We start from the raw sequence: 12,842 nt of genomic DNA, 5'->3' as shown, positions 1-12,842 counted from the left end.
ATTTCGAAAACGTTATCGAAAACGATTGACATGACCTGCGTCACGGTGCAATTCTTGGTGGAGCCAATCGCCTGCCGTCCGATGCCGGCAGGTCTTCATCACAGCTGAGGAGCACGAGCATGTTATCCAAGATCCGAGGTGCGCAGATTCTGGCGCTGGCCGCCACGACTGCCCTGCTGGCCACCGGCTGCGCCGCCGATGCAGGCCAGGAAGGGACGTCGGCAGACGGAACCACCACCATCACCTGGTGGCACAACTCCAATAACGGCGACGGCAAGGCCTACTACGAACAGGTTGCAGCCGACTTCGAAGCCGCCCATGAAGGGGTGGAGGTCGAAGTCAGCGCAATGCAGCACGAGGACATGCTCACCAAGCTCGATGCGGCCTTCCAGAGCGGCGACGCCCCGGATGTCTACATGGAACGTGGTGGCGGGGAGCTCGCAGCCCACGTGGCCGCCGGGCTGACCAAGGACCTGACCGAGGCGGCCTCCGAGGAAATCGCCTTCCTCGGCGAGAACGCCGGCGGCTGGCAGCTCGATGGCAAGACCTACGCCTTGCCGTTCTCGCTGGGCGGCGCGGGGTTCTGGTACAACAAGGCGCTGTTCAAGGAAGCGGGCATCGACTCGGCCCCGCAGACCTTCGATGAACTGATTGCGGCCACCGGGAAGCTGAAGCAGGCAGGCATCGACCCGATTTCCATCGGCGCCGGCGACAAATGGCCGGCAGCCCACTACTGGTACTACGCGGCAGTGCGCGAATGCTCCCAGCAGACCCTGGCCGATTCGGTCGCCAATCTCGATTTCAGCGACCAGTGCTTCACCAAGGCCGGGGAAGACGTGGACCAGCTGATCAAGTCCGAGCCATTCAACCCGGGCTTCCTCTCTACCCCGGCGCAGTCCGGCCCCACCTCCGCTTCGGGCCTGCTGGCCACCGGAAAGGTAGCCATGGAATTGGCTGGCCACTGGGAGCCAGGGGTCATGCAGGGCCTGACCGAAGACGGCACTGGCATGGGGGAAGACACCGGATGGTTCCCCTTCCCTGCCATTGAGGGCGGCCAGGGCGACCCGGCCGCGCAGCTTGGCGGAGGCGACGCCTGGGCAGTTTCCGAAGGCGCCCCCGACGCGGCGGTGGACTTCGTGAAGCACATGCTCTCCGACGAGGTCCAGCGCGGTTTCGCCGAGCTGGACATGGGCCTGCCGACCAACCCGGCGGCCAAGGACGCGATCTCGGATCCGGCATTGGCTTCGCTGATGGACGTGCGCGACAAGGCGCCATATTTCCAGCTGTACTTCGACACCTCGTTCGGCGCCTCCATTGGCGGGGCCATGAACGACGAGATCGCCCTGCTCTTCGCCGGCAAATCCGACGCGCAGAAGATCGTCGACGCCAGCCAAGATGCCGCTGACCTGGAGAAGTGATCCACGCCGTGGCCCCAGAAGTAACCTACGCAGCCAGTCCGCCAGCCAGCGGTGGCCCAGGGCTTTCCGAAAGGCGGCGTTCTGCGCCAAGCGGACTGCCGCCTGCCGGTGCCAAGCGCACGCGCAAGCCCGCGCAGCGGCGCAAGAACCTGGAGATCCTGTTCTTCGTCAGCCCGGCATTGCTGCTGATCGCGGTCTTCATGCTGGTCCCCATCATCCAGGCCGTGCGCTTCTCGATGTACAACTGGAAGGGCTTCGGCCCGCTGGTGGACTTCGTGGGCTTCAAGAATTACGTCCGGGTGCTGGGCAACGAGGTGTTCACCGATGCCCTGGTCCATAACCTGGTCATCATCGGCGGCTCCATCGCCCTGCAGCTGCCGATCGGCCTGGGCATCGCCCTGCTGCTGAACCGGAAGATGAAGATCCAGTCCCTGCTGCGCACCATCATCTTCGTGCCCTACGTGCTGTCCGAAGTCATCGCCGGGGTGGTCTGGTTCCAGCTGCTGCAGCCGCAGTACGGGGTGTTCGACACCATCTTGTCCAAGCTGGGAATCCAGGGGCCGGCCCAGGGCTGGCTGGGCACGCCGGAACTCGCTTTGTGGACCGTGCTGGCAGTGCTGACCTGGAAGTACCTTGGCCTGGCGGTGATCCTGTTCCTTGCCGGGCTGCAGGGGGTGCCGTCCGAGCTCTACGAAGCGGCGGAAATCGACGGCGCCTCCTGGTGGCAGATCCAGCGCAAGATCACCATCCCGCTGCTGGGCCCCACCCTGCGCACCTGGGGCTTCTTGTCCATGATCGGCTCGCTGCAGCTCTTCGACATGGTCTGGATCCTCACCGGCGGCGGACCGGCCAACGCCACCACCACGATGGCCAGCTTCCTGGTTTCGGAAGGAACCAAGCGCCAGAACTTCGGGATCGCCGCGGCCGCCTCGGTCATCTTGTTCATCGTCGCCCTGGTTCTGGCCATCTCCTACCAGCAGCTCATCCTCAAGCGGGATTCGCAGCCCGATGATGAGCGCACGAAGCGGAAGAAGGCCAAAGCATGAGCGCCACCCTGGCTACCAGGCCCCAGCACACCCCCGCCCAGGCAAAACGCGCCAAGAAGCGCAACGGCCGGCAAGGCGGAAACGTCCTGGTCTACGCCATCGCCTTGGCGGTTGTCGCGATCACCCTGGGCCCGGTCCTCTACGGGGTGCTCGGCGGGTTCCGCACCAACGCGCAGCTGGCCGAGAACCCGGCAGGCCTTCCCGAGCCGTGGGTGCTGGAGAACTACGCCGGCGTGCTGAAGAACCCGGATTTCTGGCAGTACGCGCTGAACTCCACGATGATCGCGGTGATCACCACCATCGTCGTGGTGGTCTTCGGCATCATGGCTGCCTACCCGCTGGCCCGCTACACGTTCCGCCTGCGCGAGCCGATCTTCATGGTCTTCGTGCTTGGCTTGCTGTTCCCGGCCACCGTGGCGATTGTTCCGCTGTTCATCCTGATTACCCGGGACCTGGACATGGGCAACACCTGGTGGGGCGTCGCCCTGCCGCAGGCGGCCTTCGCGCTGCCCATGACCGTGGTCATCCTGCGCCCCTTCCTGATGGCGCTGCCCCAGGAGCTGGAAGAAGCCGCCCAGCTCGATGGCGCCAGCCGCATCGGCTTCTTCTGGAGGATCCTGCTGCCATTGTCCGGGCCGGGCATGGTCACCGTCGGCGTACTGGCCTTCGTCGGCTCGTGGAACGCCTACCTGCTGCCGTTGCTGCTGCTGCAAGGGGATATGCGCACCTTGCCGCTGGGCGTCGCCGACTACTCCAGCGAGCACTCGGCCGACACCGCCGGCGTCTTCGCGTTCACCGCGCTGGCGATGATCCCGGCACTGATCTTCTTCCTGGCCATGCAGAAGCGCATCGTCAATGGACTGCAGGGCGCAGTCAAGGGCTGATCCGCCCCCGCAAGCAATCGAAATCTTTGAAGACAAGGAACTGCCATGAAAACCGTCGAGCAAACCTGGCACGACATCTCACTTCCTGCCGAACAGCGCGTCGCCGCGCTCATGGATGAAATGACCCTGGAAGAGAAAGCCGGGCAGCTGGGCTCGTTCTGGATCCGCCCGGAGGAAGAAAACCAGGACGGGGAAGGCAACGTCGCGCCGATGGCCGATACCTTCACCGCAGGCCCCAGCTTCGAAACCGCCATCAAGGACGGCTTGGGGCATATCACCCGCGCCTTCGGCACCATCCCGCTGGCCCCCGCCGAAGGCCGCGAACGCCTGGTCGAGCTGCAAGAACAGGTCATTGCCGCGAACCGCTTGGGCATCCCGGCCATCGCCCACGAGGAATGCCTGACTGGCTTCACCACCCTTGGCGCGACCTGCTACCCGGCGTCCATTGCCTGGGGCGCCACCTTCAACCCGGAACTCATTGGCGGCATGGCCCGGCGCATCGGCGCCGACATGCTGAAGATGGGAGTGCACCAGGGCCTGTCCCCGGTCTTGGACGTCACCCGCGACTACCGCTGGGGCCGGGTGGAAGAGACCATGGGCGAAGACCCCCACCTGGTTGGGGAGCTGGGCGTAGCCTACGTGCGCGGCCTGCAGGACTCGGGGGTGCACGCCACCTTGAAGCACTTCGCCGGCTACGCGGCCTCGCAAGCCGGGCGCAACCACGCGCCGGTCTCCATGGGCCCCCGGGCGCTGGAAGACACGGTGTTCCCGCCGTTCGAACGCGCGGTTCGCGAGGGTGGAGTGAAGTCCGTGATGAACTCCTATGCGGACGTGGATGGCGAAGCGCCCGCTGGCAGCCACCGGCTGCTCACCGAAGTGCTGCGGGGCCGCTGGGGCTTCGCGGGAACCGTCGTGGCGGACTACTGGTCCGTCAGCTTCCTGCACAGCATGCACGAAGTCGCAGAAGACGAGGACGCCGCGGGCCGGCTGTCCCTGGAAGCCGGCATGGACGTTGAGCTCCCGGAGACCACCGCCTTCGCCAACCTGGCCCAGGCGGTCCGCGCCGGAGCGCTGGAGCAGGAAGTCCTGGACACCGCGGTGCGCCGCGTGCTGGCCCAGAAACTGCAGATGGGCCTGCTGGATCCGGGCTGGAACCCGCGCCAGGCCTGGCTGGGCGATGACGTGGAACTGGATTCGGCCGATAACCGTGCCCATGCCCGGAAAATGGCCGAGGAATCGATCATCCTGCTGCGCAACGAGCAGATCCTGCCCTTGGCCAGCCCGGCACGCTTGGCGGTCATCGGGCCCAGCGCCTCCCAGCCTCGCACCCACCTGGGCTGCTACTCCTTCACCAACCATGTCTACTCGCGCTTCGCCGAGCAGCAGGACTACGGCGTGCCGATGGCCTCGATCCTCGAAGCCTTGCAGCTGGCTCCCGCGCTCGCCGGATCGCAGATCGAGTATGCCCGTGGCGTGGACTTCACCGATCTGGATGATTCGGGCATCGCCCAGGCGGTCCAGGCCGCCCGCAACGCCGAAGTCGCGGTGGTTGCCGTTGGCGACCTCGCCGGGCTCTTCGGCCGTGGCACCTCGGGGGAGGGCTGCGACGTCGTCGACCTGCGCCTGCCCGGGCGGCAGGGGGATCTGGTGGAAGCCGTGCTGGCCACGGGGACCCCGACGGTGCTGGTGCTGGTCACTGGGCGCCCGTATTCGCTGGGGCAATTCGCTGATCGCACCGCGGCCATCATCCAGTGCTTCATGCCCGGGGTGGAAGGCGGGCCGGCACTGGCTGGCGTGCTGACCGGCGAGGTCAACCCCTCGGGCAAGCTGCCGGTGCAGATCCCCGACCATATCGGCGGGCAGCCGGGCACCTACCTGGCTTCCAAGCTGGCGTGGCATTCAGAAGGCGTAACCAACCTCGATCCGCGTCCGCTCTACCCCTTCGGCTACGGCAGCTCCTACACCAGCTTCGAGATCTCCGGGCTGGAACTGCCGGAAACTGAAATCGCTGCCGACGGCACCATTCGGGTCAGTGCCACCGTGGCCAATACCGGAGCGCGCTCCGGTGCCGAAGTGGTGCAGCTGTACCTGGCTGACGCGGTGTCGCAGGTGGTGCGCCCGCGCCGCTGGCTGGCCGGCTTCGCCAAGGTGCAGCTTGAGGCAGGGGAGTCGAAGCGCGTGGCTTTCACCGTGCATGCTGACCGAACCTCGTTCACCGGGCTGTCCGGGAAGCGCATTGTGGAACCGGGCAAGTTCACCGCGCTGGTGGGAACCAGCAGCGAGGACCTGCCACTGCAGGCCGAGTTCCGGATCACCGGGAAGGTGCGCGAAGTGGCCGAGGGCCGCGTGCTGGACACCCCGGTGGACATCGCGTAGCCGCTAGGCGGTGCGCCGCCGCAGGGTCAGGGAACCGACGATCAGCGCGGCGGCGATCCAGGCGGCGATGACCAGCATGCTTCTTGCCGTCGCCGAATCCACTGTTCCCGCCGCGGCATCCGAGAGGGCGTCGATGGCGTGGGACAGCGGAAGCCAGGCGCCGATGGCCTCCAGCGCGCCGGGCAGCTGCTCGCGGGGCAGGATGATTCCGGACAGCAGGAACTGCGGGATGACCAGCGCCGGCATGAATTGAACCACCTGGAATTCGGTGCGTGCGAAGGCGCTGGCCATCAGGCCGAGGCTGATGCCCAGCAGCGCGTCGAGGGCGGCCACCGCAAACAGCAGCCAGAAACTGCCTTCGATCTCCAAGCCGCAAACCCAGATGGCGAAACTGACCGCGATCATGGTCTGGAGGATCGCAACCAGGGTGAACGCCAGCGCGTAGCCGAAGATGAATTCGCCCTTGGCCAGCGGCATGCTCAGCAGGCGCTCAAGGGTTCCGCTGCGCCGCTCGCGCAGTGTTGCGATGCTGGTGACCAGGAACATGACCACGAATGGGAACAAGGCGATCATTGCCGGGCCAATGCGGCTGAAGGCCGGGGTGTCGGTGAAGATCCATGCGATCAGGCCGATCAGCAGGCTGGGCACGATGAGCATCAAGGCAATGGTCCGCGGGTCATGGCGCACCTGGGCCAGGACCCGACCGGTGGTGGCGAGCGTCCGTTTCATGGCTGGTTCCCTTTTGCCGCGATCAGGGCAACGAAGGCATTTTCGGGATTGTCTGCACCGGTTGACTCCATCAATGCAGCCGGGCTCATCTGGCCGAGCAGCTTCCCCTCGCGCAGCAGCAGGATTTCATCGCAACGCATGGCTTCGTCCATGACATGGCTGGAGACGACAAGGCACAGGCCGGTGGCCGCCAACTGCGAGAACATCGCCCACAAATCCGCACGCAGCACCGGGTCCAAACCCACCGTGGGTTCATCCAGGATGACGATTTCTGGCGAGCCGAGCAGCGCGATGGCCAAGGACACCCGATTGCGCTGTCCGCCGGACAGGCCCATGGCCAGCCGGCCAGCCTGGTCCGCCAGGTCCGTGGCTTCGAGGACTCGATCCACTTCTGCTGGGGGCTGGCCGAGGATCTTGGCGAAGTAGGCGATGTTCTGCCGGACGCTCAAATCGTCATAGACGCTGGCTGCCTGGGTCATGTAGCCGACCCGGTTGCGCAGGGACTTGTGCCCGGCGGGCTTTCCGAGAACGGAGACTGTTCCGCTGCTGATGACCTGGTTGCCCACGATGCTTCGCAGCAAGGTGCTCTTGCCGCTGCCGCTGGGGCCGAGCAAGCCGATGATCCGTCCCGGCGCGAGCTGGAATTCCACGTGGTCCAGGACCAATGCCCTTCCGCGTCTGACGTCGAGCCGCTGCACATCGACACAAGCCGTTTTATTCATCACATAATGAATTAGGGACCTCTGCCAGCGGCATGTCAATGGTTCAACGCAGGCAATTGGCCGGTGAGGTAGCGCTGGATGGTGGGGGCCACCAGCTCGATAACCTGCTCATCATCCATGGAGGCCAAAGGCTCCAAGCCAATGATGTAGCGCGCGACAATCAGGCCGACAACCTGGCTGGCCACCAGGGCTACCCTCGGCTCGGCGCTTTCTTCCGGCAAACGCGCACCCAAGCGCGAGAAGATCTGCTCTTGCAGGAATGGACGGAGGACTTTCGCCGCGCTGCTGCTGGAGACCAAGCCCCGGATCATTGCCGTTGCTGCCGTGCAGAAAGCCGGCTTGCGCCAGGTAGCGAGCAATGCGCGAGTCAGCGCCTCGCCCATCTCCTCCAACGGCGCTGTTGCCGCCTCGGCGATGATTTCCCCTGGGTTGACGGGGATGCGCATGGTCTGGACAAACAAGTCGCTCTTGTCCTTGAAATAGTGGTGAACCAGTGCTGGATCCACCCCGGCTCGGCGCGCTACCGACCGGAGGCTGGCTGCCTCGTATCCGGCACGGGAGAACTCCTTGGACGCGGCTTTGAGGATCGCCGCTCTAGTTGTCCCCGTGGTGCTGCCTTTGGGCCGTCCACGCTTCCGCGCGCTCGGGACCTCGTTCGGTACTTGCTCGGTCACGGTTTCAGCATACTTCCGGAATCTTGCGTCAACGCAGCAAGGCCGGGCAAAAGCCCGGCCTTGCTGAATCCGCTAGCTGCTACTTCTTGGCTGCAGGCGCTTCCGCTGCAGCGGCACCCTTGGCGAGTTCCGCGTGCAGATTCGCCACGGATGGGAACTGCAGGTCCGGGCGGAACGGGAAGGTGTCCATGTCTTCGCGGGCGGTGATGCCGGTGTAGACCAATGCGGTCAGCAGTCCGGCTTCCATGCCCGCAACGATATCGGTGTCCATGCGGTCGCCGATCATTGCGGTGGTTTCCGAGTGCGCATCGATTCGGTTCAGGGCAGAACGGAACATCATTGGGTTCGGCTTGCCCACCACGTATGGCTCGCGGTTGGTTGCACGCGAGATCAAGGCCGCGATCGCACCGGTGGCTGGCATAATGCCTTCGGTGGACGGTCCGGTAGCGTCCGGGTTGGTGGCGATGAACTTCGCCCCGCCTTCGATCAGGCGGATGGCCTTGGTGATGGCTTCGAAAGAGTAGGTGCGGGTTTCGCCCAGCACGACGTAGTCAGGGTTCTGGTCGGTCATGATGAACCCCGCATCATGCAGGGCAGTGGTCAAACCGGCTTCGCCAATGACGAAGGTGCGGCCGCCGGGGCGCTGGCGAGCCAGGAACTCTGCAGTGGCCATCGCGGAGGTCCAGATGTTTTCCTCCGGGACGTCCAGGCCCGAGGCCAATAGGCGAGCACGCAGATCGCGCGGGGTGTAGATGGAGTTATTGGTCAGGACCAGGAAGCGCAGGTTGTTGTCGCGCCAGTAGCTCAGCATCTCGGCGGCGCCCTTGATGGCCTGGTTCTCGTGAACCAATACGCCGTCCATGTCCGTGAGCCAGCATTTGATGTCGTGGACAGTTCGCGTACCGCGGATTGAAGTTGTCACGAGGCGTGGATCCTCCCTAGGGAAATATGTGGTGGGAGCTATCGGCACTGAAAGTATCCCGTTCTATTAAGAGATTACACAGGCGCACGCAAATGCACCGTGAACAAGGGCACGAACATAACGAACTAGGCTTAATACTGTGAACGAAGAAACGCATGAACCAGTTAATGACCCGAGCGCGCAGCATGTGATCGGAGTAGGCCCCTGGGAGGGGGAACTGCCAACCGACGGAAAGTACGATCCCCAGCTGCTTGCCGAGGGCGACCGGCGCAACGTCGCGGACAAGTACCGCTACTGGACGATGGACGCCATCATTGCTGATCTTGACGAACGCCGCCACGATTTCCATATCGCCATTGAAAACTGGCAGCACGATATGAACATCGGCACCGTGGTACGCAGCGCAAACGCCTTCCTGGCCAAAGAAGTCCATATCATCGGCCGTCGCCGCTGGAATCGACGAGGCGCCATGGTTACTGATCGTTACCAGCACGTACGCCACCATGCAACAGTGGAGGAGTTCGTTGCCTGGGCTGAAGGCGAGGGGTTGACGATTCTGGGAATCGATATCTTCCCGGACTCCGTTCCACTGGAAACCTACGACCTGCCGAAGGACTGCGTGCTGGTCTTCGGGCAGGAAGGTCCGGGACTCAGCCCGGAAGTCCACGCTGCGGCCAAGGACACCTTGTCCATCGAGCAGTTCGGCTCGACTCGTTCAATCAACGCGGCATCCGCAGCCGGGATTGCCATGCATGCGTGGGTACGCAGGCACGTGTTTGGGCAAAAAGTAGGTTAACAAGAAATTTAATACTGACGAGTTTAGTCGAGCATCTGGATTAGTTATCATTTTCCGCCTACTCTGGGTTTTAGTTATGAAAACGTGATCTGGGAGAGGGCGGTCGTGAAACGACGTCATCAAGTGAACCGTGACTTGCTGTTGCCCGGGCTGCCTCGGCGCAGAAGGCCATTGGTTATATGGTCGACTTCTATCGTCGCCGCGCTAGGACTGACGGGAGCCTTGGCGATCCCGATCATGGCGCAGGCCGGTGACTCCAGGCAGGGCGATATCCCTGTAGGTATCGATGCTGTGGCAGATCCATCAATGTTCAACGGACCGGTCTATGTCAGTGCAGATGCGCCACTGAACTCATTTGGCGGTTCCGGCAAGGAGCTGGCTATTGACGGCCGTCCCGTTGGAATGCTTGATGGCGCTGACGCCGGCTCAGAAGCGTCCGGCAATGACAACGAATCCTCAGCTCTGCTCGCGGGCATGGTCGGCGAGCTCGGTAAATTGCCTGGCGACCTGCAACTGATGCACCCGGTCAAGACCCGCAGTATTTCCAGCCCTTACGGCTGGCGTGCCAACCCTACCGGTCCTGGCAACCAGATCCACATTGGCCAGGACTACCCTATTTCCTGCGGCTCGCCGGTCTACGCTTCTGAAGCTGGAACGGTGACCGTATCGGCATGGGCCGGGCACTCCGGCATGCGCGTGACTATTGATCACGGCAGCAATGTCCAGACTGGCTACAGCCACAATTCGAAGTTGATTGCCAAAGTGGGGCAACGCGTTGAGCAGGGTGAGCTGATCGCCTTGGCTGGCACTACCGGCAACTCGACCGGTTGCCATGTGCACTTCGAGGTCATCATCGACGGACGTTGGCACGATCCGCGTAACTACCTGCCAACCATTCCGGGGCAGCGCCAGGCAATGATTAATTCGCAGCGGCTGACGGTCAATGCGGGCAGTGCTCCGAAGGGCAACGGCTCGCGGGTTCCTGATCGGGCTCCAAGCGGTCCGGATCCAGACGTCATTGTCCCTGAGGATGACACTCCAATCATTCCACGGCCGAAGCCGACGCCATCGGAGTCGCAGCGCCCGTCGCCGAGCGAGAGTGAGACTCCAAGCGGTTCGCATTCTCCGGATGGTTCACAGAGCCCGGACGGTTCGAAGAGCCCTGATAGCTCGAAGAGCCCGGATAGTTCGAAGAGCCCAGACGATTCGAAGAGTCCAGGCGAGAGCGAATCCACGGCACCTGAACCCACGGAAGAACCTGAGGAGGAGGTACCTTCAGTTCCGGAAACGCCAACGGAGCCTGAAAAAGAAGTCGTTCCGGATCCTCCAACCGGCTCAGCTTCTGCGCCAAAGACGGATTCGTCGAAGTCGACCTCGACCGGAACTGAAACTCCGAAGGCTTCCACGAGCTCTGCATCAGTGCCCAGCACCACGACCAAGACACAGCTAGCTCCGTCGGGAAGCACCTCTGTAAGCGCAACAACCAAATAGAGAAGGTAAAAAGCCAGCGGCCAACCGTAATGAGACGAGCTCTCATCTGGGTTGGCCGTTTGCTTTGCGGTCAACCGCGGAATTCCCCGTGTCACGATACGAGATTTAGGGCTTAGTTAGTGACATAGCCGATAGGATGGATGGCGAACCGCCGTCAATGGAGACGCGTAACCTCGCTAATCACCAGGAGTGAAGCATGCCTATCGCAACCCCCGATAAGTACAATGCAATGATCGATGCTGCCAAGGCAGGCGGCTACGCCTTCCCAGCAGTGAACGTGACCAGCTCGCAGACTCTGAACGCCGCAATTCGCGGCTTCGCAGAGGCTGAATCCGACGGCATCATCCAGGTCTCCACCGGCGGCGCCGCATACTGGTCTGGTGCATCCATCAAGGATATGGTTACCGGCTCGCTGGGCTTCGCGGCCTTCGCCCGCCAGGTTGCCAAGAACTACGGCGTGAACATCGCCTTGCACACCGACCACTGCCCAGCGGACAAGCTGGACGGTTTCGTGTTGCCACTGCTTGCCGCTTCGGAAGCTGAAGTCGCTGCAGGCCGCGATCCATTCTTCAACTCCCACATGTGGGATGGTTCTGCTGAAACCCTTGAAGAGAACCTGCGTATCGCCGCAGAATTGCTGCCGCGCACCGCAGCCGCCAAGCAGATCCTCGAAGTTGAAATCGGTGCCGTTGGCGGCGAGGAAGACGGCGTGGAAAACGCAATCAACGACAAGCTGTACAGCACCGTCGAAGATGCCCTGGCTACCATCGAGGCTTTGGGCGCTGGCGAAAAGGGCCGCTACATCACCGCGCTGACCTTCGGCAACGTCCACGGCGTTTACAAGCCAGGCAACGTAAAGCTGCGCCCAGAGATCCTGAAGGATATCCAGGCCCAGGTTGGCGCCAAGATTGGCAAGGCGAACCCATTCGACCTGGTATTCCACGGCGGATCGGGCTCTTCTGAGCAGGAAATTGCTGACGCAGTTGCCTATGGCGTGATCAAGATGAACATCGACACCGACACCCAGTACGCCTTCACCCGCCCGGTAGCTGGCCACATGCTTGCCAACTATGACGGTGTGCTGAAGGTTGACGGCGAAGTTGGCAACAAGAAGACCTACGACCCACGCGTGTGGGGCGCCAAGGCCGAAGAGTCCATGGCTGCCCGCATCGTTGAAGCTGCCCAGCAGCTCGGCTCGGCCGGAAAGTCGCTGAAGTAACCATGGTCGGAGAAAACCTGCTGGGCATCCCGGAAACCCTGCTTCCGGAAGAAACCGAAGTGCTCGCACGCTATGAAGCCGGTGATGAAGCCACGGACTTGGCGGCAAGATTCCCTGCCTCGTCACTGGTTTGGGCGCTGCTTGCCAACGAAGCGCACAGTGAGGGCCGCATCGTGGAGTCCTACGCGTTCGCACGCGTTGGCTACCACCGCGGCTTGGACTCGCTGCGCAAAGCCGGCTGGCGCGGACAGGGTCCAGTGCCTTGGCGCCACGAACCGAACCGCGGTTTCCTGCGTTCGCTTTACGCGCTGGGCCGTGCAGCTGCTGCCATCGGCGAGACTGAAGAAGTCGACCGCATTGGCAAGTTCCTGAACGACTCGGATGCTACGGCCAAGGCTGAAATCGAAGCTGGCAAGTAAGCAATTCTTAAACAGCTATCGGCGGCTCCTCTCGCAAAGAGAGGAGCCGCCGATAGCTGTTTAACGCATCGAGGATGCGCTCATGAACTAGGAAAAATCGGGTGCGCAGAAGCTGAGAAAAACCTGCCAGACGGCGACCTCTCCGT

12 protein-coding genes are annotated in these 12,842 nt (G+C 63.0%); 8 read left to right on the top strand and 4 right to left on the bottom strand.

Annotated features, from left to right (window positions below):
• Positions 1-119 precede the first annotated feature (119 nt).
• Genes EDF61_RS17365 through EDF61_RS17350 form a run of 4 tightly spaced genes read left to right on the top strand, consistent with a single transcriptional unit; the run spans position 120 to position 5,724 of the window.
• Positions 120-1,418 carry an ABC transporter substrate-binding protein gene (locus EDF61_RS17365; RefSeq protein WP_105657896.1) on the top strand — a complete coding sequence of 433 codons (1,299 nt, stop codon included), beginning with the start codon at positions 120-122 and terminating at the stop codon, positions 1,416-1,418.
• An 8-nt stretch (positions 1,419-1,426) separates the two neighbouring features.
• Positions 1,427-2,464 carry a carbohydrate ABC transporter permease gene (locus EDF61_RS17360; RefSeq protein WP_133834973.1) on the top strand — a complete coding sequence of 346 codons (1,038 nt, stop codon included), beginning with the start codon at positions 1,427-1,429 and terminating at the stop codon, positions 2,462-2,464.
• On the top strand, positions 2,461-3,348 hold the full coding sequence (locus tag EDF61_RS17355; RefSeq protein WP_105657897.1) for a carbohydrate ABC transporter permease: 888 nt from the start codon (positions 2,461-2,463) through the stop codon (positions 3,346-3,348). Before EDF61_RS17360 ends, EDF61_RS17355 begins: the two co-directional genes overlap by 4 nt.
• A gap of 45 nt (positions 3,349-3,393) precedes the next feature.
• Complete coding sequence (locus EDF61_RS17350; protein WP_133834972.1) at positions 3,394-5,724, top strand: glycoside hydrolase family 3 N-terminal domain-containing protein; 2,331 nt, start codon at positions 3,394-3,396, stop codon at positions 5,722-5,724.
• A gap of 3 nt (positions 5,725-5,727) precedes the next feature.
• Here EDF61_RS17350 and EDF61_RS17345 read toward each other — a convergent pair whose 3' ends face one another.
• The 4 genes from EDF61_RS17345 to EDF61_RS17330 form a co-directional block, all read right to left on the bottom strand.
• Positions 5,728-6,453: an ABC transporter permease gene (locus tag EDF61_RS17345; protein WP_133834971.1), complete on the bottom strand. Its 726-nt coding sequence runs from the start codon at positions 6,451-6,453 to the stop codon at positions 5,728-5,730.
• On the bottom strand, positions 6,450-7,175 hold the full coding sequence (locus EDF61_RS17340) for an ABC transporter ATP-binding protein (RefSeq protein WP_133834970.1): 726 nt from the start codon (positions 7,173-7,175) through the stop codon (positions 6,450-6,452). The genes EDF61_RS17345 and EDF61_RS17340 overlap by 4 nt, the downstream gene beginning before the upstream one ends.
• A gap of 35 nt (positions 7,176-7,210) precedes the next feature.
• Positions 7,211-7,849, bottom strand: coding sequence for a TetR/AcrR family transcriptional regulator (locus EDF61_RS17335; RefSeq protein ID WP_166650870.1), 639 nt, complete (start codon positions 7,847-7,849; stop codon positions 7,211-7,213).
• Positions 7,850-7,928: 79 nt separating this feature from the next.
• Positions 7,929-8,771 (bottom strand): HAD-IIA family hydrolase, encoded by an 843-nt coding sequence (locus EDF61_RS17330; RefSeq protein ID WP_105657902.1) that lies wholly within the window; start codon positions 8,769-8,771, stop codon positions 7,929-7,931.
• Positions 8,772-8,910: 139 nt separating this feature from the next.
• On the opposite strand from EDF61_RS17330, the gene EDF61_RS17325 reads away from it, so the two are divergent.
• The 4 genes from EDF61_RS17325 (at position 8,911) to EDF61_RS17310 (ending at position 12,696) form a co-directional block, all read left to right on the top strand.
• Positions 8,911-9,567, top strand: a complete 657-nt coding sequence (locus EDF61_RS17325) for a TrmH family RNA methyltransferase (RefSeq protein ID WP_105657903.1) — start codon at positions 8,911-8,913, stop codon at positions 9,565-9,567.
• Positions 9,568-9,789: 222 nt separating this feature from the next.
• Positions 9,790-11,058, top strand: a complete 1,269-nt coding sequence (locus EDF61_RS17320) for a M23 family metallopeptidase (protein ID WP_133834968.1) — start codon at positions 9,790-9,792, stop codon at positions 11,056-11,058.
• A gap of 196 nt (positions 11,059-11,254) precedes the next feature.
• Positions 11,255-12,277 (top strand): class II fructose-bisphosphate aldolase, encoded by a 1,023-nt coding sequence (gene fbaA / locus EDF61_RS17315; RefSeq protein WP_133834967.1) that lies wholly within the window; start codon positions 11,255-11,257, stop codon positions 12,275-12,277.
• A gap of 2 nt (positions 12,278-12,279) precedes the next feature.
• Positions 12,280-12,696, top strand: a complete 417-nt coding sequence (locus EDF61_RS17310; RefSeq protein WP_133834966.1) for a DUF3151 domain-containing protein — start codon at positions 12,280-12,282, stop codon at positions 12,694-12,696.
• Positions 12,697-12,842: the final 146 nt, after the last annotated feature.

This window comes from Arthrobacter sp. JUb115 (assembly GCF_004365035.1).
Classification (GTDB): Bacteria; Actinomycetota; Actinomycetes; order Actinomycetales; family Micrococcaceae; genus Glutamicibacter.
The sequence above is the reverse complement of the archived record's forward strand: the minus strand, read 5'-3'. Positions and strand labels throughout refer to the sequence as shown.

Coding starts and splice junctions, on each gene's coding strand:
- fbaA (WP_133834967.1), top strand. CDS start 11,255: ATGCCTATCGCAACCCCCGATAAGTACAATGCAATGATCGATGCTGCC.
- EDF61_RS17350 (WP_133834972.1), top strand. CDS start 3,394: ATGAAAACCGTCGAGCAAACCTGGCACGACATCTCACTTCCTGCCGAA.
- EDF61_RS17355 (WP_105657897.1), top strand. CDS start 2,461: ATGAGCGCCACCCTGGCTACCAGGCCCCAGCACACCCCCGCCCAGGCA.
- EDF61_RS17310 (WP_133834966.1), top strand. CDS start 12,280: ATGGTCGGAGAAAACCTGCTGGGCATCCCGGAAACCCTGCTTCCGGAA.
- EDF61_RS17345 (WP_133834971.1), bottom strand. CDS start 6,453: ATGAAACGGACGCTCGCCACCACCGGTCGGGTCCTGGCCCAGGTGCGC.
- EDF61_RS17365 (WP_105657896.1), top strand. CDS start 120: ATGTTATCCAAGATCCGAGGTGCGCAGATTCTGGCGCTGGCCGCCACG.
- EDF61_RS17340 (WP_133834970.1), bottom strand. CDS start 7,175: ATGAATAAAACGGCTTGTGTCGATGTGCAGCGGCTCGACGTCAGACGC.